Origin of the sequence: Kitasatospora sp. NPDC088779 (genome assembly GCF_040685395.1) — a bacterium.
Classification (GTDB): domain Bacteria; phylum Actinomycetota; class Actinomycetes; order Streptomycetales; family Streptomycetaceae; genus Kitasatospora.
In genome coordinates this window covers 121,756-143,904 of sequence record NZ_JBFBHW010000005.1, presented here as the reverse complement: position 1 = coordinate 143,904, position 22,149 = coordinate 121,756, and the positions used below count along the sequence as shown (strand labels likewise).

The 22,149-nt window shown below is 71.1% G+C and carries 21 protein-coding genes; 12 read left to right on the top strand and 9 right to left on the bottom strand.

Annotation, left to right across the window (positions count from 1 at the left end):
• Nucleotides 1-110 precede the first annotated feature (110 nt).
• Together AB0P03_RS06285 and AB0P03_RS06280 are read left to right on the top strand one after the other, a co-directional pair.
• Entirely contained in the window at nucleotides 111-1,454 is a 1,344-nt protein-coding gene (locus tag AB0P03_RS06285) for a choice-of-anchor A family protein (RefSeq protein ID WP_363627950.1), read from the top strand.
• A 301-nt stretch (nucleotides 1,455-1,755) separates the two neighbouring features.
• Nucleotides 1,756-2,460 carry an LAETG motif-containing sortase-dependent surface protein gene (locus tag AB0P03_RS06280; protein ID WP_363580455.1) on the top strand — a complete coding sequence of 235 codons (705 nt, stop codon included), beginning with the start codon at nucleotides 1,756-1,758 and terminating at the stop codon, nucleotides 2,458-2,460.
• A 122-nt stretch (nucleotides 2,461-2,582) separates the two neighbouring features.
• On the opposite strand, the gene AB0P03_RS06275 is transcribed toward AB0P03_RS06280, so the two are convergent.
• Both AB0P03_RS06275 and AB0P03_RS06270 read right to left on the bottom strand, forming a co-directional pair.
• Complete coding sequence (locus tag AB0P03_RS06275) at nucleotides 2,583-3,302, bottom strand: ABC transporter permease (RefSeq protein WP_363580676.1); 720 nt, start codon at nucleotides 3,300-3,302, stop codon at nucleotides 2,583-2,585.
• Between the two features lie 50 nt (nucleotides 3,303-3,352).
• Nucleotides 3,353-4,279: an ABC transporter ATP-binding protein gene (locus AB0P03_RS06270; RefSeq protein ID WP_363580457.1), complete on the bottom strand. Its 927-nt coding sequence runs from the start codon at nucleotides 4,277-4,279 to the stop codon at nucleotides 3,353-3,355.
• Nucleotides 4,280-4,443: 164 nt separating this feature from the next.
• On the opposite strand from AB0P03_RS06270, the gene AB0P03_RS06265 reads away from it, so the two are divergent.
• The 8 genes from AB0P03_RS06265 (at nucleotide 4,444) to AB0P03_RS06230 (ending at nucleotide 11,228) form a co-directional block, all read left to right on the top strand.
• Complete coding sequence (locus tag AB0P03_RS06265; RefSeq protein ID WP_350880459.1) at nucleotides 4,444-5,286, top strand: helix-turn-helix domain-containing protein; 843 nt, start codon at nucleotides 4,444-4,446, stop codon at nucleotides 5,284-5,286.
• Nucleotides 5,287-5,295: 9 nt separating this feature from the next.
• On the top strand, nucleotides 5,296-6,711 hold the full coding sequence (sufB, locus tag AB0P03_RS06260) for a Fe-S cluster assembly protein SufB (protein ID WP_063349524.1): 1,416 nt from the start codon (nucleotides 5,296-5,298) through the stop codon (nucleotides 6,709-6,711).
• 64 nt (nucleotides 6,712-6,775) lie between these two features.
• Nucleotides 6,776-8,008, top strand: a complete 1,233-nt coding sequence (gene sufD / locus AB0P03_RS06255) for a Fe-S cluster assembly protein SufD (RefSeq protein ID WP_363627949.1) — start codon at nucleotides 6,776-6,778, stop codon at nucleotides 8,006-8,008.
• A gap of 5 nt (nucleotides 8,009-8,013) precedes the next feature.
• Nucleotides 8,014-8,331, top strand: a complete 318-nt coding sequence (locus tag AB0P03_RS06250) for a bifunctional 3-phenylpropionate/cinnamic acid dioxygenase ferredoxin subunit (protein WP_063349526.1) — start codon at nucleotides 8,014-8,016, stop codon at nucleotides 8,329-8,331.
• Nucleotides 8,332-8,337: 6 nt separating this feature from the next.
• A complete protein-coding gene (sufC, locus tag AB0P03_RS06245) occupies nucleotides 8,338-9,102 on the top strand; it encodes a Fe-S cluster assembly ATPase SufC (protein WP_030290237.1) in 765 nt (254 codons plus the stop codon).
• Nucleotides 9,099-10,358: a cysteine desulfurase gene (locus AB0P03_RS06240; RefSeq protein ID WP_350880453.1), complete on the top strand. Its 1,260-nt coding sequence runs from the start codon at nucleotides 9,099-9,101 to the stop codon at nucleotides 10,356-10,358. The genes sufC and AB0P03_RS06240 overlap by 4 nt, the downstream gene beginning before the upstream one ends.
• 16 nt (nucleotides 10,359-10,374) lie before the next feature.
• The gene (gene sufU / locus AB0P03_RS06235) at nucleotides 10,375-10,827 is read left to right on the top strand and encodes a Fe-S cluster assembly sulfur transfer protein SufU (protein WP_063349529.1); all 453 of its coding nucleotides are present in this window, start codon (nucleotides 10,375-10,377) and stop codon (nucleotides 10,825-10,827) included.
• Nucleotides 10,828-10,847: 20 nt separating this feature from the next.
• Complete coding sequence (locus tag AB0P03_RS06230) at nucleotides 10,848-11,228, top strand: metal-sulfur cluster assembly factor (protein WP_350880450.1); 381 nt, start codon at nucleotides 10,848-10,850, stop codon at nucleotides 11,226-11,228.
• Nucleotides 11,229-11,310: 82 nt separating this feature from the next.
• Here AB0P03_RS06230 and AB0P03_RS06225 read toward each other — a convergent pair whose 3' ends face one another.
• The 6 genes from AB0P03_RS06225 to AB0P03_RS06200 all read right to left on the bottom strand — a co-directional run bounded on the left by AB0P03_RS06225 (nucleotide 11,311) and on the right by AB0P03_RS06200 (nucleotide 17,917).
• Complete coding sequence (locus AB0P03_RS06225; RefSeq protein WP_363618696.1) at nucleotides 11,311-11,784, bottom strand: NUDIX domain-containing protein; 474 nt, start codon at nucleotides 11,782-11,784, stop codon at nucleotides 11,311-11,313.
• A gap of 33 nt (nucleotides 11,785-11,817) precedes the next feature.
• Entirely contained in the window at nucleotides 11,818-12,612 is a 795-nt protein-coding gene (fabG, locus tag AB0P03_RS06220; RefSeq protein ID WP_363627948.1) for a 3-oxoacyl-ACP reductase FabG, read from the bottom strand.
• Complete coding sequence (locus AB0P03_RS06215; protein WP_363627947.1) at nucleotides 12,590-13,720, bottom strand: hypothetical protein; 1,131 nt, start codon at nucleotides 13,718-13,720, stop codon at nucleotides 12,590-12,592. Before AB0P03_RS06215 ends, fabG begins: the two co-directional genes overlap by 23 nt.
• Complete coding sequence (locus tag AB0P03_RS06210) at nucleotides 13,717-15,639, bottom strand: nucleotidyltransferase domain-containing protein (RefSeq protein ID WP_363627946.1); 1,923 nt, start codon at nucleotides 15,637-15,639, stop codon at nucleotides 13,717-13,719. The genes AB0P03_RS06215 and AB0P03_RS06210 overlap by 4 nt, the downstream gene beginning before the upstream one ends.
• A gap of 536 nt (nucleotides 15,640-16,175) precedes the next feature.
• Nucleotides 16,176-16,613: an ATP-binding protein gene (locus AB0P03_RS06205; protein ID WP_363627945.1), complete on the bottom strand. Its 438-nt coding sequence runs from the start codon at nucleotides 16,611-16,613 to the stop codon at nucleotides 16,176-16,178.
• 98 nt (nucleotides 16,614-16,711) lie between these two features.
• Nucleotides 16,712-17,917: a helix-turn-helix transcriptional regulator gene (locus AB0P03_RS06200; RefSeq protein ID WP_363618686.1), complete on the bottom strand. Its 1,206-nt coding sequence runs from the start codon at nucleotides 17,915-17,917 to the stop codon at nucleotides 16,712-16,714.
• A 182-nt stretch (nucleotides 17,918-18,099) separates the two neighbouring features.
• Between AB0P03_RS06200 and AB0P03_RS06195 the strand changes: the two genes are divergently transcribed.
• Nucleotides 18,100-18,744: a Uma2 family endonuclease gene (locus tag AB0P03_RS06195; RefSeq protein WP_363627944.1), complete on the top strand. Its 645-nt coding sequence runs from the start codon at nucleotides 18,100-18,102 to the stop codon at nucleotides 18,742-18,744.
• 66 nt (nucleotides 18,745-18,810) lie between these two features.
• On the opposite strand, the gene AB0P03_RS06190 is transcribed toward AB0P03_RS06195, so the two are convergent.
• A complete protein-coding gene (locus AB0P03_RS06190; protein WP_363618682.1) occupies nucleotides 18,811-20,142 on the bottom strand; it encodes an MFS transporter in 1,332 nt (443 codons plus the stop codon).
• Nucleotides 20,143-20,487: 345 nt separating this feature from the next.
• Here AB0P03_RS06190 and AB0P03_RS06185 point away from each other — a divergent pair, with 345 nt between their 5' ends.
• Nucleotides 20,488-22,137, top strand: coding sequence for a hypothetical protein (locus AB0P03_RS06185; RefSeq protein ID WP_363580467.1), 1,650 nt, complete (start codon nucleotides 20,488-20,490; stop codon nucleotides 22,135-22,137).
• The last annotated feature ends 12 nt before the right edge of the window (nucleotides 22,138-22,149 follow it).

Below are 22,149 nucleotides of genomic sequence, written 5' to 3'. Positions count from 1 at the left end.
CAAGGCGGTCATTGGTCTTGACCAATCACCTGCGAGGCCGAAAGAGTGCGGATTGGTCCATACCTTTTTCGGACCTCTCCCACTCCTCCCGCACAAGCGGAGACCTGCACATGCGCATACCCACGTCCGCCGCCGCGCTCGCAGTCGGCGGCTCGCTCGCACTGGCCGGCCTGATCGCCCCCGCCGCCGCCCACGCCGCCGACCCCGGCCAGGAGTGCCGCAGCCTCGGGGTCGCCAACCTCTACGGCGAGTTCATCGAGGGCGACGACACCCACACCCCCGACGCCGAGGGCGCCGTCGCGGTGGGCGGCAACGCCGACTTCACCGGCGGCTTCTCGGTCGGCCAGGAGCTGACCCCCGCCGAGGTCGACGCCCTGCCCGGCAAGAACGCGCTGGTGGTCGCCGGCCGCATCACCGGCCGCAACACCCAGGTGATGAAGGGCAGCGGCGTCTACGGTTCCAAGGCCGACGGCGCCGTCGTCCAGGCCCACCAGGGCGCCATCGCCCAGGGCGCCTCCCCGATCGACTTCAAGGCCGAGTTCGCCAAGCTGCGCGCCGCCTCCACCGCGCTGGCCGCCGCGCCGCAGACCGCCGGCGCCACCGTCCAGGCCGACGGGGCCAAGCTCACGTTCACCGGCGGCGACGCGAAGTACAACAGCTTCACCGTCGACGCCGCGAAGCTCCAGGGCGCCAAGGACGTCTTCCTCAAGGTGCCGGCCGGGTCCGTCACCGTGGTCACCGTGACCGGCGGCTCGTACGACATGGCGGCCGCCGGGACCACGGGCTTCCACCTGTGGGACGAGGCCAAGGCGTCCTTCGTCCTGGACGACAAGCTGCAGAGCGCGGCCGGCGGGGCGATCCGCGCCAAGCTGCTGTGGAACTTCCCCACCGCGACCAAGGTGGTCAAGAACAGCAAGGCCGCCTGGGCCGGCACCGTGCTGGCGCCGAACGCCGCCTTCGACCTCGGCAGCGGCGGCCCGGTCAACGGTTCGGTCATCGCGGCCTCGCTGACCGGCAAGGGCGGGGCGGAGACGCACCACTACCCGTTCGCCGGCTGCCTGCCCGGCGTCGTCGTCCCGACGCCGTCCACCACGCCCACCGTGCCGCCGGTGGTGCCGAGCGGGACGCCGTCGGCCTCCACCACGCCCGGGACTCCCGGCACCTCGGCCACGCCCGGGACCTCGGCGAGCCCCTCGGACACGCCCTCCGCCCCGGTGAGCGGCAAGCCGAGCGCGGGTGCCTCGGCCAGCCCGTCGGCCACCGCCTCGGCGGGTGTGCCGGCCGCCTCGGCCTCGGCCTCGGCGAGCCCGTCCGCCCAGGCGAACGCGGGCGGCAACCTCGCGCACACCGGCTCCGGGCCCGTCGTGCCGCTGGCGATCGGCGGCGCGGTGGTGCTCGCGGCCGGTGGCGCGATCGTGGTCGTCACCCGGCGTCGGGCGGCGAAGAAGGCCTGATCATTTCGCCGGTCGACCGGTGTTGCGCCCTTGGTGATTGAACCTGATCACCGAGGGCGCACGTATTTCAGTCAGGTGACGAAGTTCATTCAAGTTTGCCGAATCCGCGTTCCGCGAGGTGGCAGCTGTGATGGGCTGGTCATACACATCAGACGACGGACCAACAGACGAAATTCGGTCGTACGGCGGGGTGTGGAGAGGTGCGGGAGTGCCGGTAGAGTCCCCCGGACAGTCGTAGCGGGCCACCGCGAAACCTTCAACACGCCTGCTGCGCAAGACCGTTCTGAGGGGAACAGCGTAAATGGCGCGACAGCAGCGGCACATGCGGATCGGCGCGGCGGCACTCGCCGGGACGGCGGCGGCCGGAATTCTCCTGCCTCTGGCGCTGGCAACCAACGCCTCGGCGCACGTGCCGAGTTGGTCGGTGACCTGCGACAAGATCGTGATCGATCTGATCAACTACAGCCCGAAGCCCGACGTGAAGAACACCGTCAGCCTCACCATCGACGGCGAGAAGGTCCTGGACGCCAAGGCCTTCCCCGCGGAGTTCCACGGCACCTTCCCGGTGAAGGACCACACGGCCCCCGTCAAGGCGAACCTCGTGGTGAACACGACGGAGACGCCCAACGAAAAGGGCTGGAACATCAACGAGACCAAGACGATCGAGCCGTGCCACACGCCGACTCCGACGCCGACTCCCACCCCCACGCCCACCAAGACCTCGACCCCGACTCCCACCCCGACCCCGTCGCAGACCACGACTCCGACGCCGACTCCCACGCCCACCAAGACCCCGACCCCGTCGGCCTCGCCCACCGCGAGCAAGACCGCGACCGCGACGCCGACCCCGACCCCGGTCCCGACGCCCACCACCAGTGGCCCGGCGCTCGCCCAGACCGGTAGCAACGACGCCACCCCGATGATCGCGGCGGCCGGCGGCGGCGTGCTGCTGGTCGGTGGCGCGCTCGTCCTGCTGGCCCGCAAGCGTCGCGGCAGCCAGAGCTGACGTTCCGTCGGTGACGTGAGACCGCCCCCCGGCCGAAGCGGCCGGGGGGCGGTTCCCGTGCGGTGCGGCCTCACGTGCGGTGCGGCCTCGTGTACGTAGCGGTTCACGTGCGGGGCCGGGGGCTACTCCCAGCGGAAGAAGCGGGCCGCGGCGGCCAGGCCGAGGACGGCCCAGCCGGCCAGGATGCCGAGGTCGGACCAGGGCACCCCGGCGCCGTGCTGGAGGACCGACCGCAGGCCGTCCGAGAGCGCGGAGATCGGCAGCAGCTCCAGCACCGACTGCACGGCCGAGGGGAACCTGCTCAGCGGCACGATCACCCCGCCGGCCAGCAGCAGCAGGATGAACACCAGGTTGGCGGCGGCCAGCGTGGCCTCCGCCTTGAGCGTGCCGGCCATCAGCAGGCCCAGGCCGGAGAAGGCCGCGGTGCCGAGCACCAGCAGCGCGACGACCGACAGCGGGTTGCCGTGCGGGGACCAGCCGAGCGCCAGCGCGATCGCCGACAGCAGCGCGACCTGCAGCGCCTCGGTGACCAGGACGCAGCCGGTCTTGGCGGTCAGCAGTGCCCAGCGCGGGAGCGGGCTGGCGCCGAGCCGCTTCAGCACGCCGTAGCGGCGCTCGAAGCCGGTGGCGATGGCCTGCCCGGTGAAGGCGGTGGACATCACGGCCAGCGCGAGCAGGCCGGGGGCCAGGAAGTCGACCCGCTTGCCGGGCCCGTCCACCGCGACGATGTCCACGGCCGAGAACAGCACCAGCAGCACGGTCGGGATGACCACGGTGAGCAGCAGCTGTTCGCCGTTGCGCAGCAGCATCCTGGTCTCGAAGGCGGTCTGGGCGAGCAGCATCCGGCCGACCGGGGCCGCGCCGGGCTTGGGGGAGTAGTCGGTGGTCGTACTCACGAGCGCAGGTCCCGTCCGGTCAGGTCGAGGAAGACGTCTTCGAGGCTGCGGCGCTGGACGGACAGCCGTTCGGGCAGGACGCCGGAGGCCGCGCACCAGCCGGTGACGGTGGCCACCAGCTGCGGGTCGACGGGCGCCTCGACGCGGTAGCCGCCGGGGGTGGTCTCGGTGGCGGTGGCGCCCTCGGGCAGTTCCTTGAGCAGCGGGCCGAGGTCGAGCCCGGGCGGGCCGTCGAAGCGCAGGGCGTTCTCGGCGCCGCCGCGGCACAGCTCCTCGGGGCTTCCGGTGGCGATCACCCGGCCGCGGTCGATGACGGCGACCTGGTCGGCGAGCTGTTCGGCCTCGTCCATGTGGTGGGTGGTGACGACCACGGTGACGCCGTCCCGGCGCAGGTCGCGGACCAGTTCCCAGGTGGCGCGCCGGGCCTGCGGGTCGAGTCCGGCGGTGGGCTCGTCCAGGAAGACCAGCTCGGGGCGGCCGACGACGGCCATGGCCAGGGCGAGCCGCTGCTGCTGGCCGCCGGACAGGCGCCGGTAGGCGGTGCGGCCGCAGGAGCCGAGGCCGAGCCGTTCGACCAGCGCGTCGACGTCCAGCGGGTGGGCGTGCAGTGCGGCGGTGTGACGCAGCATCTCGACGGCGCGCGCGCCCGCGTACACGCCGCCCGACTGCAGCATGACGCCGATCCGGGGGCGCAGCGCGGCGTTCTGGGCGACCGGGTCGAGGCCGAGGACGCGGACGGTGCCGGCGTCGGGGCGGCGGTAGCCCTCGCAGGTCTCGATGGTGGTGGTCTTGCCGGCGCCGTTGGGGCCGAGGACGGCGGTGATCGCGCCGCGTGCGATGGTGAGGTCGAGGCCGTCCACCGCGGGCTTGTCGCCGTAGTGCTTGACCAGCCCGGCGATCTTCACCGCGGGTTCGGAGTGCATACCGGCGAGTGTAAGAGGCCCCGACGCCGGGCCCGGACGGCGCCCTCGATGATCGTTTTTGCAGGTCAGGTAAGGCTTACCTGCGTGACAGATGACACGAGTGAGGCCTGCATCACGGCTTGTCCTGTCGGAAGTAATTACGCAACACTGGTGTTGTGAAAAACATGCGCGAGCACGCCACGCCCCAGGAGGCCGAGTCGGCCCCCGGGTGCGACGTGCCCGTGACGGCGGCCGAGGTGCTGCTGGAGGGCCACCGGGCCACCCGGGACCGGGTCGCCCGGTCGATCCTCGACCACGGCCCCTCCTCCGCCGCCGACCTGGCGACCCGGCTCGGCCTCACCGCCGCCGCCGTCCGCCGCCACCTGGACGGACTAGCCGCCGCCGGCCTGGTCGAGTCCCGCGAGCAGCGGGTCTACGGCAGCCGTGGCCGGGGCCGCCCGGCCAAGGTCTTCGCCCTCACCGACGGCGGCCGGGACGCCTTCTACCAGGCGTACGACCAGCTCGCCGCCGACGCGCTGCGCTGGATCTCCGACTCGGTCGGCGGCGGGAAGGCGGGCGAGGAGGCGGTCGCCGCCTTCGCCCGGGCCCGGTTCGGCAAGCAGGGCGAGAGGTACCTGGAGCTCCTGCGGCTGGCCGAGGCGGGGGAGCGCACCGAGGCGCTCGCCCAGGCGCTGAGCGCGGACGGGTACGCTGCCACGGTGCGGCGGGTCCCGCCGGCCGTGGCGAAGGCCCCGGCAGGCGCCCAGCTCTGCCAGCACCACTGCCCGGTCGCGCACATCGCCGAGCAGTTCCCGCAGCTCTGCGAGGCGGAGACCGAGGTCTTCTCCCAGCTGCTGGGCACCCATGTGCAACGGCTGGCCACCATCGCCCACGGCGACGGGGTCTGCACCACCTATGTGCCGGCACCCGGTGCCGCATCGTCGCCTGCCCGGCGTTCCGCGGGCCGCGGCTCCGATGCAGTGCCGACTGCCGGTACGTCCACCGAAGATTCAGCGTCCGCGCGTTAGGAAGCTCGCATGACTGACACCGTTTCGCACCCCGAGCTCGAGGGCCTGGGCACCTACGAGTACGGCTGGGCCGACCCGGACACCGCCGGTGCCGCGGCCAAGCGCGGGCTCAGCGAGGAGGTCGTCCGCGACATCTCCGCGAAGAAGAACGAGTCCGAGTGGATGCTGAACCTGCGTCTCAAGGGCCTGAAGCTGTTCGGCAAGAAGCCCATGCCGACCTGGGGCTCCGACCTCTCCGGCATCGACTTCGACAACATCAAGTACTTCGTCCGCTCCACCGAGAAGCAGGCCGAGTCCTGGGAGGACCTGCCCGCGGACATCAAGGCCACCTACGACCGGCTGGGCATCCCGGAGGCCGAGAAGCAGCGCCTGGTCGCCGGTGTCGCCGCCCAGTACGAGTCCGAGGTCGTCTACCACCAGATCCGCGAGGACCTGGAGGAGCAGGGCGTCCTCTTCCTGGACACCGACACCGCGCTGCGCGAGCACCCGGAGATCTTCAAGGAGTACTTCGGCACCGTCATCCCGGCCGGCGACAACAAGTTCGCCGCGCTGAACACGGCGGTGTGGTCCGGCGGCTCGTTCATCTACGTGCCCAAGGGCGTCCACGTCGACATCCCGCTCCAGGCCTACTTCCGGATCAACACCGAGAACATGGGCCAGTTCGAGCGGACGCTGATCATCGTCGACGAGGACGCGTACGTCCACTACGTCGAGGGCTGCACCGCGCCGATCTACTCCTCCGACTCGCTGCACTCCGCGGTCGTGGAGATCATCGTCAAGAAGGGCGGCCGCTGCCGCTACACGACCATCCAGAACTGGTCGAACAACGTCTACAACCTGGTCACCAAGCGCGCCGTGGCGTACGAGGGCGCGACCATGGAGTGGGTCGACGGCAACATCGGCTCCAAGGTCACCATGAAGTACCCGGCCGTCTACCTGATGGGTGAGCACGCCAAGGGCGAGACCCTGTCGATCGCCTTCGCGGGCGAGGGCCAGCACCAGGACGCCGGCGCCAAGATGGTGCACATGGCGCCGAACACCTCCTCCAACATCGTCTCGAAGTCGGTGGCGCGCGGCGGCGGCCGGACCTCCTACCGCGGTCTGATCGAGATCGGCGAGGGCTCCAAGGGCGCCAAGTCCAACGTGCTGTGCGACGCGCTGCTGGTGGACACCATCTCCCGCTCGGACACCTACCCGTACGTGGACGTCCGCGAGGACGACGTGTCCATGGGCCACGAGGCGACGGTCTCCAAGGTCAGCGAGGACCAGCTGTTCTACCTGATGAGCCGGGGCATGACCGAGTTCGAGGCGATGGCGATGATCGTCCGCGGCTTCGTCGAGCCGATCGCGCGCGAGCTGCCGATGGAGTACGCGCTGGAGCTCAACCGGCTGATCGAGCTGCAGATGGAGGGTGCGGTCGGCTGACGTCCAGCCGCTGACCGCCCACCGACTTTTCGAGCTTTTCGAGGAAGAGAGCACTACGACAGCCATGGCTGACGTCAACACCACCACCGGCTCCACCACCGCCGGGTCGATCGAGGTCGGCACCGCCGGCGCCGGCGCCCAGCTCGCCGGCCCCGGCACCGGCCGCGCCACCGTCCAGCAGCCGATCGACGCCCGGGTCGCCGTCAAGCCCTCGTTCGAGGTCGGCGACTTCCCGGTGCCCACCGGCCGCGAGGAGGACTGGCGGTTCACCCCGATGCACCGCCTGGGCGGCCTGCACGACGGCACCGCCGCCGAGGCGGCCAAGGGCGAGGACAAGGTCGAGCTGAGCCTGCCGGACGGCGTCACCGCCGAGACCGTCGGCCGCGACGACGCCCGTCTGGGCAAGGCCGGCAAGCCCGTCGACCGGGTCGCCGCGCAGGCGTTCAGCGCCTTCGAGCAGGCGCTCGTGGTCACCGTCCCCCAGGACGCGGTGCTCACCGGGCCGGTCAAGATCGACGTGCACGGCGAGGGCGGCACCCGCTTCGCCCACGTGGTGGTCGACGTCAAGCCGTTCGCCGAGGCCGTCGTGGTGATCAACCACACCGGTACCGGCACCCGGGCCGCCAACGTCGAGCTGCTCGTCGGCGACGGTGCCAAGCTCACCTTCGTCTCCGTCCAGGACTGGGACCGCAACGCCGTCCACGTCGCCCAGCAGACCGCGCTGGTCGGCCGGGACGCCTCGCTGAAGTCCGTGGTCGTCACCTTCGGCGGCGACGTCGTCCGGATCCACCCGCGGGTCAACTACGCCGCGCCCGGCGGCGAGGCCGAGCTGTTCGGCCTCTACTTCGCCGACGCCGGCCAGCACCTGGAGCACCGTCTGGTCATCGACCACGACACCCCGCACTGCCGCTCCAACGTGGTCTACAAGGGCGCGCTGCAGGGCCAGGACGCCCACGTCGTCTGGGTCGGCGACGTGCTGATCCGCGCCGCCGCCGAGGGCACCGACACCTACGAGCTCAACCGCAACCTGGTGCTCACCGACGGCGCCCGGGTCGACTCGATCCCCAACCTGGAGATCGAGACCGGCGAGATCGTCGGCGCCGGCCACGCCTCCGCGACCGGCCGCTTCGACGACGAGCAGCTGTTCTACCTGCGGTCCCGCGGCATCCCGGCCGACGAGGCCCGCCGCCTGGTGGTCCGCGGCTTCTTCGCCGAACTCGTCCAGCAGATCGGCGTCGCCGAGATCCAGGACCAGCTGATGGAGAAGATCGAGGCCGAGCTGGAAGCGGCGGTCTGATCCAGATGACCTTCCTCCGTGCCTGCGCGCTGAGCGACCTCCAGGAGGACGTGCCCAAGCGCGTGGACCTCAACGGCGTGCCGGTCTCCGTCGTCCGCACCGACGAGGGGGTGTTCGCGATCAACGACACCTGCTCGCACGCGAACGTCTCGCTCTCCGAGGGCGAGGTCGAGGACTGCATGATCGAGTGCTGGCTGCACGGCTCCAGCTTCGACCTGCGCACCGGCAAGCCCTCCGGCCTGCCCGCCACCAAGCCGGTCGCTGTCTACCCCGTAAAGATCGAAGGGGACGATGTGCTCGTCTCCGTCAACCAGGAGTCCTGAGTACCCATGGCAACGCTTGAAATCCGCGACCTGCACGTCTCCGTCGAGGCCGAGAACGGCCCGCGCGAGATCCTCAAGGGCGTCGACCTGACCGTGAAGCAGGGCGAGACCCACGCGATCATGGGTCCGAACGGCTCCGGCAAGTCCACCCTGGCCTACTCGCTCGCCGGCCACCCCAAGTACACCGTCACCGGCGGCTCGGTGCTGCTGGACGGCGAGGACGTCCTGGAGATGTCCGTCGACGAGCGCGCCAAGGCCGGCGTCTTCCTGGCCATGCAGTACCCGGTCGAGGTCCCGGGCGTCTCGGTGAGCAACTTCCTGCGCACCGCCGCCACCGCCGTCCGCGGCGAGGCCCCCAAGCTGCGTCTGTGGGTGAAGGAGGTCAAGGAGGCGATGGCCGCCCTCCAGATGGACCCGGCCTTCGCCGAGCGCAACGTCAACGAGGGCTTCTCCGGCGGCGAGAAGAAGCGCCACGAGATCCTCCAGCTGGAGCTCCTCAAGCCGAAGATCGCGATCCTCGACGAGACCGACTCCGGCCTGGACGTCGACGCGCTGCGGATCGTCTCCGAGGGCATCAACCGGGTCCGCTCGACCGGCGAGGTCGGCACCCTGCTGGTGACCCACTACACCCGCATCCTGCGGTACATCAAGCCCGACTACGTCCACGTCTTCGCGGGCGGCCGCATCGTCGAGTCCGGCGGTGCCGAGCTGGCCGACAAGCTGGAGAACGAGGGCTACGAGGCGTATGTGAAGGGGGGCGCGTCCGAGTGACGCATCCGTTCACGGGTCTGCTCGACACCGACGCGATCCGCAAGGACTTTCCGATCCTGCAGCGTGTGCTGCACGAGGAGAAGCCGCTCGTCTACCTGGACAACGCGGCCACCTCGCAGAAGCCGCGCCAGGTGCTGGAAGCCCTGACCGCCTACTACGAGCGGCACAACGCCAACGTCCACCGCGGCGTGCACGTGCTCGCCGAAGAGGCCACGGCGCTCTATGAGGGCGCGCGGGACAAGGTCGCGGCCTTCGTCAACGCGCCCAGCCGCAACGAGGTGATCTTCACCAAGAACGCCTCCGAGTCGCTCAACCTCGTTGCCAACATGCTCGGTTGGGCCGACGAGCCGTACCGGGTGGACGCCGACTCCGAGATCGTCATCACGGAGATGGAGCACCACTCCAACATCGTTCCGTGGCAGCTGCTGTCGCAGCGCACCGGCGCGAAGCTGAAGTGGTTCGGGCTCACCGACGAGGGCCGGCTCGACCTGTCCGACATCGACGAGCTGATCACCGAGAAGACCAAGGTGGTCTCCTTCACCCTGGTCTCCAACCTGCTCGGCACCGTCAACCCGGTCGAGACGATCGTCCGCAAGGCCCAGTCGGTCGGCGCGCTGGTCGTCATCGACGCCTCGCAGGCCGCCCCGCACATGGTGCTGGACGTCCAGGCGCTGGAAGCCGACTTCGTCGCCTTCACCGGTCACAAGATGCTCGCCCCGACCGGCATCGGCGTGCTCTGGGGCCGCCAGGAGCTGCTGGAGGACCTCCCGCCGTTCCTCGGCGGCGGCGAGATGATCGAGACCGTCACCATGGGCTCGTCCACCTACGCCCCGGCGCCGCACAAGTTCGAGGCCGGCACCCCGCCGATCGCCCAGGCGGTCGGGCTCGGCGCGGCCATCGACTACCTGTCGGACATCGGCATGGAGAAGATCGCCGCGCACGAGCACGCGATCACCGCGTACGCGGTCGAGCGCCTGCTGGAGGTCCCGGATCTGCGGATCATCGGCCCGCGCACGGCCGTCGACCGCGGCGCCGCGATCTCCTTCACCCTCGGCGACATCCACCCGCACGACGTGGGCCAGGTGCTGGACGAGCAGGGCATCGCCGTGCGCGTCGGCCACCACTGCGCGCGGCCGGTCTGCCTGCGGTACGGAATTCCGGCGACCACGCGGGCGTCGTTCTACCTGTACTCGACGCCGGGCGAGGTCGACGCACTGATCGACGGCCTGCACCACGTCCGGAACTTCTTCGGCTGACGGGACAGGGCAGGACATGAAGCTCGACTCGATGTACCAGGACATCATCCTGGACCACTACCGCAACCCCCACGGCAAGGGGCTGCGGGACGGCGACGCCGAGGTGCACCACGTCAACCCGACCTGCGGTGACGAGATCACCCTGCGGGTGCGGCTCGACGGCTCGACGGTCGCCGACGTCTCGTACGAGTCCCAGGGCTGCTCGATCAGCCAGGCCAGCGCCTCGGTGCTGAACGACCTGGTCGTGGGCAAGACCGTCGGCGAGGCGCAGACCGTCCAGGAGGCCTTCCTGGAGCTGATGCAGAGCAAGGGCCAGGGCGAGGGCGACGAGGAGGTGCTGGAGGACGCGGTCGCGTTCGCCGGCGTCTCCAAGTACCCCGCCCGGGTCAAGTGCGCCCTGCTCAGCTGGATGGCCTGGAAGGACGCCACCGCCCAGGCGCTCGCCCAGCACCCCGCCGTGAACGACTGACCCGCAGAGGAGGACAGACCATGAGTGACGAAACCCCCTCCGCTGCGGAGGACCAGCCGAACGGCGTCGTCATCGTCGGCACCACCGCCGGCACCGTGTCCGTGGAGGACCTGACCGAGGCCCTGATGGACGTCGTCGACCCCGAACTGGGCATCGACGTCGTCAACCTGGGCCTGATCTACGGCATCCACATCGACGAGTCCGACGTGGCCACCATCGACATGACGCTCACCTCGGCGGCCTGCCCGCTGACCGACGTCATCGAGGACCAGGCCAAGACCGCCACCGATGGCCTGGTCCAGGACCTGCGCATCAACTGGGTCTGGATGCCGCCGTGGGGCCCCGACAAGATCACCGACGACGGCCGCGACCAGCTCCGCGCCCTCGGCTTCAACGTCTGACGGACGGCTTTTCCGTCAACCCGCTGCCGCGCAAACCTCTCCTTCGGGGGAAAGGTTTGTGCGGCAGTGGTGTGTCCGCGCCTCAGTGGGCGCTGGCCTCGCTGTGACGGGAGCCGGGGAAGGGTGTTCCGGTTGCGAGGAGTGCCCCGCGCTCGACGGCTCCGCGTAGGACGGTGGCGATCTCCTGGGGCAGGAGGCTGATCGCGTCGAGCGCCTCGGTGGTGAGGGGGAGCTCCTCCAGGAGGTACTCGCCTCGGCCTTCCTGGCTGAACTCGGGACCGCTGCGGTCCTCGAAGCTCCACTTGTCGATGGTGGCGAGGTAGAAGTCCTGGCGCTCGTCGTCCGTCTCGATGGTGTGGAGGAGGCTGACGATCTCGGCTTCGCCGGCGATCTCCTCGTGGACCTCACGTCGGAGGGCGTCCTCGGGGCCGGCGTCGGTCGGCTCGATCTTGCCGCCGACGATCACCCAGTACGGGTCGATGCCTGGGCGGATGCGCTTGATCAGCAGCATGGTGTCGTTCGGGGTGAGGAGGACGGCGCGGACGCGGTGCTGCATGGTGGCCTGCTTCCTGTTCGGTGGGACGGCGGGTCAGTGAAGGATCCAGCCGCCGTCGACGTGCAACGACTGGCCGGTGATGAAGGACGCGCTGGGTCCGGCGAGGAAGGCGACCGCGGCGGCGACGTCCTCGGGGCGGCCCCGGCGCTGGACGCACTGGCGGTGGATCTGGTCCTCGGGGCGGGCACGGTGGTGGGTGGGCAGGCCGTTCTCCGCCTCGACCTGGATGGCCCCGGGTAGGACAGTGTTCACGCAGATTCCGTCCGGTCCAAGCTCCCTGGCCAGTGACCTGGTGAGGCCGAGCAGCCCGGCCTTGGCGGTGCTGTAGGCGGTGAGCCCTGGGCGGCCGGTGCGGGCGTTGACACTGCCGATGTTGACGATGCGCCCCCATCGGCGCTCAGCCATGCCGGGGGTGATGGCCCGGCAGGTCCGGTAGTGGATGGTCAGGTTGGACTCGATGGCGCGGGCCCACTCGTCTTCGCCGAGCTGGTCCCATGGGATGCGGGGGTAGGCGCCGGCGTTGTTGACGAGGATGTCGATCGGGCCGAGTTCGGACTCGACCTGGCTGGCGAGCGCGGCGACGGCGTTGGGGTCGGTGAGGTCGGCGCTGACCTCGATGCCGGTGCGGCCCTCGCGTCGCACGTCGCCGAGGACGGTACGGGCCTGGCGGATCTGGGCGAGGTGGTTGACGGCGACGGTGGCTCCGGCGGCGGCCAGGGCCCGGCTGGTCATGGCGCCGATCCCGGTGGCCCCGCCGGTCACGAGGGCGACCCTGCCTTGGAGCGGGAGGACGGCGATGGGCAGTTCAAGCGGCGTGAGTGCGGTCATCGTCGGTCCAATCATCGGGGCCGGTGGCCGGTGAGGGCTGGGTGTGGGCGAAGGTCTCGCCGACGGTCTCGGGGTGCTGGGTCTCGGCGAGCTTGGCCAGCAGCAGGAGCAGGTCGTGGCCGGTGAGACGGGCGGGCGGGATCACGCCGAGGATCCGCAGGGCGAGGAAGTGGCGGATCTGGGCGAGGAACCGATCCGGATTGAGGTCGGCGGCCGGGGCGAGGTCGGCTCGTACACGCTCCAGCAGACGGGTGATCGCCGCGTGGCGCCCGGCGCCGACCGGCCAGGTGTAGCGGACTTCCAGACGGCGGTGGCGCTCGTCGTGGTCGATGTGTTCGAGGTGCGGGGTGGCGACCGGTGGCAGGTGCAGCGGCAGGGTGCGGGCGTACACGTCGGGCTGGTAGGTCGGCACCAGCCAACCGCCCATGCCGAGCAGGTACCAGAGGAGGGTCGCGATCTCACCGGCGAGCGTGTTCCGTCCGGCGTACTCGAAGTCGAGCCAGCACAGCGGGTCGGCGATGTTCGGTTCGGTCGGGTCGCCCTGGGTGAGGGCGGTGACCCAGGTACGGCCGGGATGGAGCGCTTCACGGATCTCCCAGACGATGGCGGGCAGATCGAGCCGCAGCGGGACGCCGTTGACGACGAAGATGTGGCCCGTGAGGGTGTGCACCGGCGGCGGCTGGTCGGTACGCGGGGCGGGGACGGCGAGGTGACCGGACAGGTACCAGGAGTCGATCCGACCTCCGGGGCGAATACGGTCCTGGTAGAGGCCGGGCACGCAGGCTGACAGCGGCTCGGTCCGGCCGCTGTCAACCACTGTTGCAAGCAGGTTGTCGCAGACGGCATCGATCAGCGCGGTGACCCGGGGCAGGGTGCTCGGGTGGCGGTCGGCGGTCGAGATGACGTCGCCGAGCAGCATGCTGCACCGGCCGGTGGCGAACACGTCCTCGTAGGCCACGACGTGCTTGCCGGCTGTTTGGCCGCGGCCCAGCAGCCGTGGCACTGGCAGTGCGTGGGCGATGGCCTGCCAGCCCTGGACCTCGGCGTCCGCAGCGGCCGGGGCGAGGAGCTTGCGGAAGGCCGGCGTTGAAGTGGCAGGGGCGTTCATGCGCGGCTCGTGGGCAGGGCGATGGTCGACAGCCAGTGGCCCAGGACGATGTTGGCCAAGTAGATCGCTTTGTCACGGTGTTCGCGTGCCTCGCGACGCAGGCCGGGGTCAGCGCCGGGCTCGCGGTCGAGGAAGACGCCCAGCGCGTCGTCGTCGGAGGCCCGCTCGGTGCCCTCGAAGCGGAGCATCACCTTGGCCAGCAGCGCGGTGATCTTGAACAGGGCGCGGAGGTCGGGGGCACCCTTGACGAGCTGGCGCCGGATCTCGATGGCCGCCTGAACGCCTGCCTCGACGCTGGCCGCCACGTCGCTGGCCGCGTCCGGGGCGGGCAGGGCCAAACCAGGGCGGCACCACAGCGGCACGAGGCCGCCTGAGCCGATCAGCGCGAGGACGTGCAGCAGTCGGGAGGTGACCGCCCCGGTGCGGCACTCGTCCTGGGTCAGGACGGTTAGGCCGAGCTTGACGCCGCCGAGTTCGGCTTCGAGTTCGGCAAGAGCCCGCCGGATCCCGGGGATGCTCTCCTGCCCGGCGACCACGAAGACGTCCAGATCGGACCAGCCGTGCTGGTACTTCCCGCGTGCTCCGCTGCCGGTGACCGCGAGGAGGTCGATGACGGGCGGCTGCTGAAAGGTTGTGCGGTCCAGCAGCGCGGACAGGTAGGACTCCAGATGGACGGGCAGGCCCAGCGTGTTGACCGGCGCGCTGGACGGCTGCCGCAGCGGCCAGCGGTGGGCCAGCGCGATGCCGTCGAGGCGGCGCTCCAAGTGCAGGCGGCCGCGGTTGTTGTCGACGACCTCGTGCGCGAGCGCGGCGATCCCGGCAGCCCCGCGACGGGCTTTGACGGCGTCGCGCTCGACCACGTCCTCGGGCCCGGCGGTGCCGCGTTCTGCACGGACCTCCGGCGTCGCGTCGACGTACACGACGGTCAGCTGCTCGCCGAGCATCTTTCGAAGTTCGGTGGTCGCATCCTGGTCGTGCAGCGACTCGATGGTGACGTGGCCGAGGAAGTGGTGGGCCGCGCAGTACCGGTCGAGACCGTCGATCAGCAGCTCAGCCCGCACCACGGCCGGGATCTCGTACGGGTAGGCGATACCGGCGGGCTGGGCGGTGGCTTCGATCAGGTAGCCGATCTTGAGGCGGGCGTATCCGTGCCTCACCCGCAGGTACTCGCCCGCCGTGCTCTTGCCGCTCTCCGACATGCCGCCGAGCGCGATCACCCGGACCCCTGGCAGGGCGCGAGCCGGCACGAGCGGGGTGATCGGGTGCAGAAGCCGACGAATCTCGTCTTGGACGGCCACGACCCGGCGCTCGCCGATCACGATGGCCTCGGCCCACCGCCCTTCGTCGGCCAGGCGGTGCACCTGCAGGTGGAGGTGCCGCTGGTAGTCCGCGTAGATCGGGGTGACGTGCCGCTCGTGGGAGAGGCTGCGGGAGGTGCCGATCACCGGGTCGTCGTCGTGGAGGAGCACGATGCCGTGTTCGGCGGCCTCAGCGGAGCGCAGGTCGGCGGTGTAGGGCTCCAGCAGCTTGCCGGCCCGTTCCGCAGCCTCGGCGGGGCTGAGCCGTTCACGCACTGCGACGGTCGCTGCCAGCGAGGCTTCCAGCATCGGGATGCCCCGGTCCATCAGGCGCACCGGTGCGGTGGTGGGCCTGCGGGAGCGCTCCAGGTAGGAGCTGGCGAGCACGTCGACCACCTCCTCCATCGGGCCGCGCTCGAACCACCAGGCCCCCATGCCCGTGGACTTGATGCGGTCCCAGCGCGGGTCGTGGTCGTCCAGCGGCCCGGTGGCGTGGCCGCCGGGGCCGAGGCGGCGGGCCAGGATGCCGATCTGCTTGGTCTTGCCGACGTTGTCGGGACCGCTGAACGCGATGGTGACGGGCCGGGAAGACGTGGGGTCGTGCTCAGGGGAGATGGACACGATTTCCTCCAGGGGCTGCACAACGACTGTGGGGCAGGGGGGCGGCCCTCGTCCGGGCGCCGCTAGGGCGTCCGGACGAGGGCCGGATCGGGCTACCGGCCCGGGTACGGCGGCTTCGGCGGACCTGGTGGTGCCGGGGGCGGAGGCGGTGGGGGCGGCGGAGGCTGAGGGGCCTCCAAGATCGGCACGGCCGTTTGCGGCACGGCGAATCTCCCTTCGGTGCGATGGGGTTCCCGGCCCGGCGGGTCGCCAAGGCCGGCGAAGAGGGGCGGCTCCGGCTGTCGGGGTTCACCCGGAGTCGCCTGGCCCCGCCCTGGGCCGGGGTGCCGTTGATGCCGGGGCAGGAGTAAAGGGATCAGGCAGGCGATGGCGTGTCGAGAATCGACTCCGAGGGTTCGGTCCGGTCCATGGGGCCCGCCTGGACGTGGTGCTGGATCAAGCCGACAAGAGAGCGAGAACGACGGCGTGGCCGAGTACCCACAGCCCGGTGAGCACGTCGCCCACAGGGTCGCGGTGCGCGCCCCGGTGCCGGGGGTTCATGCTCGGTCCGCGGCGATGTCGGCCCGCATCGTCTTGCCGAGCGAGTCCAAGTCGACGCCCCAGGCGACGGACAGGCGGTCGACCAGGGCCAGGCCGCGGCCGCACTCCGCGTCGTGGGCGGCGCCGATCAGGACTGGCAGGGCGCGGGAGCCGTCTCGGACGGAGATCCGTACGGCCTGGCCTGCCCGGTTGGTCACCCGCGTGATACTGACCCGCATGGCGGTCAGGCAACCGGTCTTGGCGGCGTTGGAGACCAGCTCCGTGACGATCAGCTCGGCGTCGTCGGCCAGGTGGGGCAGGTTCCACTCGGTGAGCTTGGCGCGGACCATGCGGCGGGCAGCGAGGGCCGATGCCGGGGTGTAGGGCAGCCGCAGGGTCGCCAGGCTCGACGGAACGTGGGCGAGCGCAAGGTGCTGGTGATGGAGCGTCAACATGTGCCCAATGTCGCGGAGTTCTCACCGTCCGTGAACGGACGGCGTGTATCACTTCCCGAAGTCGTACCGGCGCCGGGTGATACGCCGCGTATCACTCCTCAGTTGATGATCACGGATGTTCCGAGGATCGATGAGAGCTTGCGTAGCTTGGCCGTAGTTGCGCTGCCCGCGCTCGCCTTCTGCGCGATCACCCCGGGCAATCCCTGATGACGAGCCCAACCAGGGGCGGCCGAGCACACCTCAAGCAGGGTGTCCAGGGCGGTGTCGGACTGCCGGGTCTCGGCTTGTGCGAGCGCCACGTCCAGCATCATCCGGTTGCGCGCCGACGGGGTGAGCGAGCTCATGTCGGCGATCGAATCGAACAGGCCGAGTGCCCTCCCCGGCCGACTGGTCGAGACGGAGATGCCGATCGCCTGTGCGGTGACCGTCGCGGGCCCGAACGCCGTGCCGTTCACCATGACATCCCGGCCCATCCGAGCCGCGACCGCATGCCCCTGCGACAGCAGGTCGTCGGCGCCGTCCACGTCTCCTTGGCGGGCGGCGACGACGGCCGCGAAGGTCACGTGCCATCCGTAGGTGGCGAGCATTACGAGATCCCTGTCCCCGTACCTGGGCTCGATGGATTCGTACGACATGCGGGCGGTCTCCTCCGCCTGGTCGAGCCGGGCATCCCGCAGGTAGATCCACGACCGGCCGGATGCGACCATGGCCGAGCGGACGGTATCCCCGCCGCGGTCGGCCTGGTGCTGCGCATGCCCGATCCCGGCGTACGCGAGATCGCGGGCGCCGAACTGGTTCGCCACGTAGGCGGCGAGCCGGTAGGCGTCGGCGAGGATGCCCGCCGCCGCGCTCCCCTGGTCGACCGGAGCGGCTTTCAGCGAGGCGGCGGCTTCGCGTAGCGCCGGGGCGACGCGCACTCCGGCGCCCACGAAGTCGCCGGAGCGGTAGGTCTTCCATGCGGAGGCGAGCCCGGCCGCGAGTTCGGCCGGGGGCGGGGGTTGCACATCGACGCCGACCCCGGCGGCGGTGTCGTGAACGGCGCGGGACAGCTCACGCATCATCGCCCGGTCGGCACCGTGCATCGCGCGGCGGGGGGCCTGTTGGCCGAGGATCACCGAGATGTCGGCGTGCAGCGCGGTCGAGATCCGCAGTAGCGTCTGGAGGCTGCCGCCGAGGTTGCGTTCCGCCTTGCGGATCGTCGCCACCGACAGGCCAGATGCTTCGGCAAGCTGTTCCTGTGTCATGTCCGGCCCGCGTAGCAGCTTGATGCGCTCGCCCGTGGTGTAGTCGGTCCACTGCGTCATCCTGGTCCCCTTCCGGGTACACGGCCGTACTCGGAAGGTACCCGTTCCCAGGGGTGGGCGGACACGCTTCAACCCGTCTGATGGACGGGCCTTCGTCAACCTGGTGCCGCGCAAACCTCCCCTTCGAGGGAAAGGTTTGTGTGGCAGCGGTATGTGTGCCAGCGGGCAGCAAAGGTGGGGCTATGTCGCCTTTTGTTGCGTTCGGGCAGTGGACCTTGCCCGAATCGCCCTACGCGCTCTGGGTTCGGGGCGAGCTCGATGAACAGCTGGGGCTGCCCGAAGTGCTGCGGGTTGAGGTAATCGGTGGGGAGTTCGTTGTGACGCCATATCCGCCGGTGAACCACGCCCTGATGCTCAGGGACATTCATGAATGGCTGTTCCGCGCCGAACTCGGGGGTGAAGGTTTCCCGTGGCAGGTGGTGCAGCATGTCGGCGTCGATCTCGCGGAGATCGGAGATGGCTACTGCTCCGACCTCATTGTGGTAACCGCTGAGGTGGATCTGTTGGCAAGGGCAGAGGATCGATACCTCAGTCCAAGCGAGATCAGCTTGGTGGCTGAGGTCACCGCGCATCCCAGCGCACACAATGACCGGCGCCCGGTATTCGGTAAGCCCACCAAATGGAGCGGGTATGCGCGGACCGGGGTGCCGTACTACCTGCTGGTGGACCGGGATCCGCGGCAGCCCGGTGTCACGCTGTTCGGCGAGCCGGACCGGAGTGAGGGGGCGTACGAGGTGTTGGGGGAGTGGAAGTTCGGAGAAGCCGTCCGATTGCCGAAGCCCTTTGACATTGAGATCGGCACCGGCAAATGGAAGCCCTGGACGTAGGCCGGGGTGAATGCGCTGCCGCCCGGGACTTCGGTCCCGGGCGGCGGCGTTTTTGGCTGCGGTAGGTCAGGACTGCCTGGGTTTGCGGGCCACGGCGAGGGCCAGGGCCGCGCAGAGGAGGGCGGCGACGGCGGCGAAGCCGCTGACGGCGGGGAGGAGGCCGTAGTGCTGGACCAGGGCGCCGACGATCACGATGGGGAGGGAACTGCCGAGGTAGACGATGACCCAGAGGGCGGAGAGCTCGGAACCGCGGCGCTCCGGGTCCATCGCGGCGGCCGCGCTGGTGAACAGGGAGCGGAAGGCGATGCCCTGGCAGGCGCCGCCGAGGATGCTGCCGATGAAGAGCAGGGCGGGCGTGCCGGTGTACTGGGCGGCGACGACCAGGGCCAGGCCGGCGGCCAGGCCGGTCATGCCGAGGGCGATCACCAGACGGTCGGAGGTCGGCGGGACGACCAACTGGGCCAGCGCGGAGGAGCCGAGCAGCAGGGCGGCCACGATCGCGCCGGTCAGGTGCGAGGAGGTGTGCAGCAGCTTGGCGGAGAAGGCCGGGGCGAGCGCCAGGTAGACGCCGAACACCGCGTACGAGATGAAGCCGGCCGAGGCGGCGAGCAGGAACTCGCGGCGGCCGGCGACCGGCAGGGCGAGTCGGCGCGGGCGCAGGTGGGCCGGGGTGGTGATGCGGGGCGGGGTGGTCGGCGGGCGGTTGCGGCCGGGCATCCGCGGGTGGACGAGGGCCAGCGGCACGCAGAGTGCCAGCAGGGCGATGGCGTGCAGCAGGAAGGGCGTCAGCAGCGGGTCCGCGCCGTTGGCGAGCAGGGCGCCGACCACCGGGCCGAGCGCGACGCCGCCGGCGGAACAGGCCAGGGTGAGCTTGGCGGCGAGCGTCGGGTGGTCGGGCAGCAGGTCGCCGAGGGCGGCCCCGGCGGCGCCGGTGGAGAGGCCGACGGCGATGCCCTGGACGGCCCGGCCGGCGGCGAGCTGCCAGAAGCTGCCCGAGGTGGCGAACACGACGTCGCCGGCGGCGGCCAGGGCGACGGCGGGCAGGATCAGGGCGCGGCGGCCGAGGTGGTCGGACCAGTGGCCGACCACGGCGAGTACGGGGACCAGCGCGAACACGTAGATCGTGAAGAGGATCGTGGTGTCGAGCGGGCCGAGGCCGAGGCGCTGCTGGAGGAGCGGGTAGATCGGCGTCGCCAGGTTGGCACCGATCAGCATCAGCAGCAGGGCGGCGGCGACGAGGCCGACGCGGACACCGCGCAGCGCGTTCCAGCGGCTGACCGCGGCGAGCTGGAGCTGGGCGCGGGGCGCGAGCTCCAGGGGAAGCAGGGCCTCCGAGAGTCGGCGTCCGTCGAGCTGCGCGGTGCGCAGGCCGGAGCCGGCGGGGGAGAGGTCCGCCATGTAAGGGATCTCCTGTGGCAGGGCACCACCGGGTCGGCGGGGTGTGCCGGCGCGCCCGTCCTGAGGCGCTGTGGTGGTGGCCGCGGTGCGGGGCTCCCTGGTGGAGCGGGTGAGCTGAGTGGGCCCCTCCTGCCCGGTGTCGGGCGGGGAGGGCGAAGGGCTTCATTGCCCGGTGGCCCGCGCGGGGTGTGCACGGTGCCAATGCGAAGGATAAAGGGTGGGCGCACGGTTGCGGCGCGCGCCCCTTGAGGCCGGGCATCGGGGGTGCCCGGCCTATACGCTGAGGTGGTGGATCGGGACGCTGAGCTGATAGGCGGACCGCTGGCTGAGGGAGAACGCACAACGATGGCCGGACGACGTCGGAAGAACGCCGGGGCTTCGCCGGGGGAGAGTGCGGCCGAGCCGGTTCTGCCCGCCGACCTGGAGCTCCAGGACCTCTACGGGGCGTTCGCCGCGCACGGGCTGGACGACGAGGACCTGGACGACGCGGCGGTCCTGGTACCGCCGGTGAAGCTGCCCGCCGAGGAGGAGCTGGCCGCCCTGGCGAAGGCCGTGCCGATGTTCGGGTACGCGCTGGCGCTGGCCCGCTGGGCGGCCCCGCACCGGGTGGTGGACGAGTTCGGCGACCTGGTGGAGGAGGACCGGGCTCCCGCGGCGCAGCTGCTGGGCCTGGCCCCCGCCGAGGGGGAGGTGCCGGAGGAGGCGGAGGTCGAGGCGATGCGGGCCTGGTCGCTGGCCTGCGACCTGGACCTGGTGGAGATCGGGACGACGGCGGCCGGTGAGCACGTCGCCGTGCCGGGCCCGGATCTGGAGCCCGCCGAGGAGGGTGACCCGGAGACCGTCCTGGAGCTGTGGCTGACCGCCGCCGGGATCGTCCGGGAGCTGGCTGTGGAGGCCGACTCGCTGCCGGAGGAGGAGGCCGCGCGGGCCGCCGAGGGCGGGGAGGCCGGAGAGGCCGGGGAAGCCGGGGAGGAGGACGAGGACGCCCTGAGCGAGGTCGAGGAGGCCCGGGACGCCGCCGCCGAGCTGCTGGACGAGGCGTTGCAGGTGCTGTACGAGACCACCGCCTTCGCCGATCCGGGCAACGAGACCGTGCCGCTGGGCGTGCTGGCCGCGCTGCTGGTGGTGCCGGAGGGCGAGGAGCCGAGCGAGGAGCTGCTGGGCGACATCACCGATGTGATGGTCGCACTGGACCCGATGCTGGGTGACCTGGCCGAGCTGGGCCTGCTGGAGTACCGGCCGATCGACCCGGAGCTGTTCGACGAGGAGGAGGGCCCGGAGGGCGAGGAGCCCGCCCTCGTCGGCGAGGCGCCGCTGGACGAGGAGGAGTCGGCGCGCTTCGGGCTCGTCCGGCTCACCCCGCTCGGCCAGTACGGCATCCGGCAGTGGCTGCTGGAGGACGGCTACGACGCGCCGCTGGTCGGCGAGCTGGCCCAGGGCGACGCGGCCGAGCTGCTGCGCGCGGTGTGCGAGGCCGCCAACGTGCTGCCGGACGAGGAGCTGCGGGTCTGGATCACCGGCCGGGAGCCGGTGGCGGCGGCGCGCGAGCTGCTGGCGGCGGCGCGCGGCGACGACGCGTACGCCCCGATGCGGCGGATGCTCGGCGTCTCGGCGCTGAACATGCTGGGCACGGCCGCCGAGCCGGCCGTGCGCGACGTACTGGACGACCCCGAGCTGGGCGGCGCCGCCCGGGCCTGGCTGACCTCGAAGGGAGCGACGGACGTGCCGGTGCCGGAGCGGACGATGGCGCTGTGGACGGTGGTCGACACCTTCGCCGCCCAGCTGCTGGACAGCGGCGGCGACGCCGAGCTGCTGCGCGAGCTGATCGCGGACCTGCCGGTGACCGGCAACCCGGCGTCCTACTTCGGCGAGCTCTGGCGGGTCGACCACCCGTACACGGCGGACGTCCTGGAGGCCGTCGGGGAGCTGCACCTGGACCGGGCGGTGGCCAAGGAGGCGCGCAAGGCGGCCTTCAAGGCGCGGTCCAAGGGCTGACGGGCCGACGGG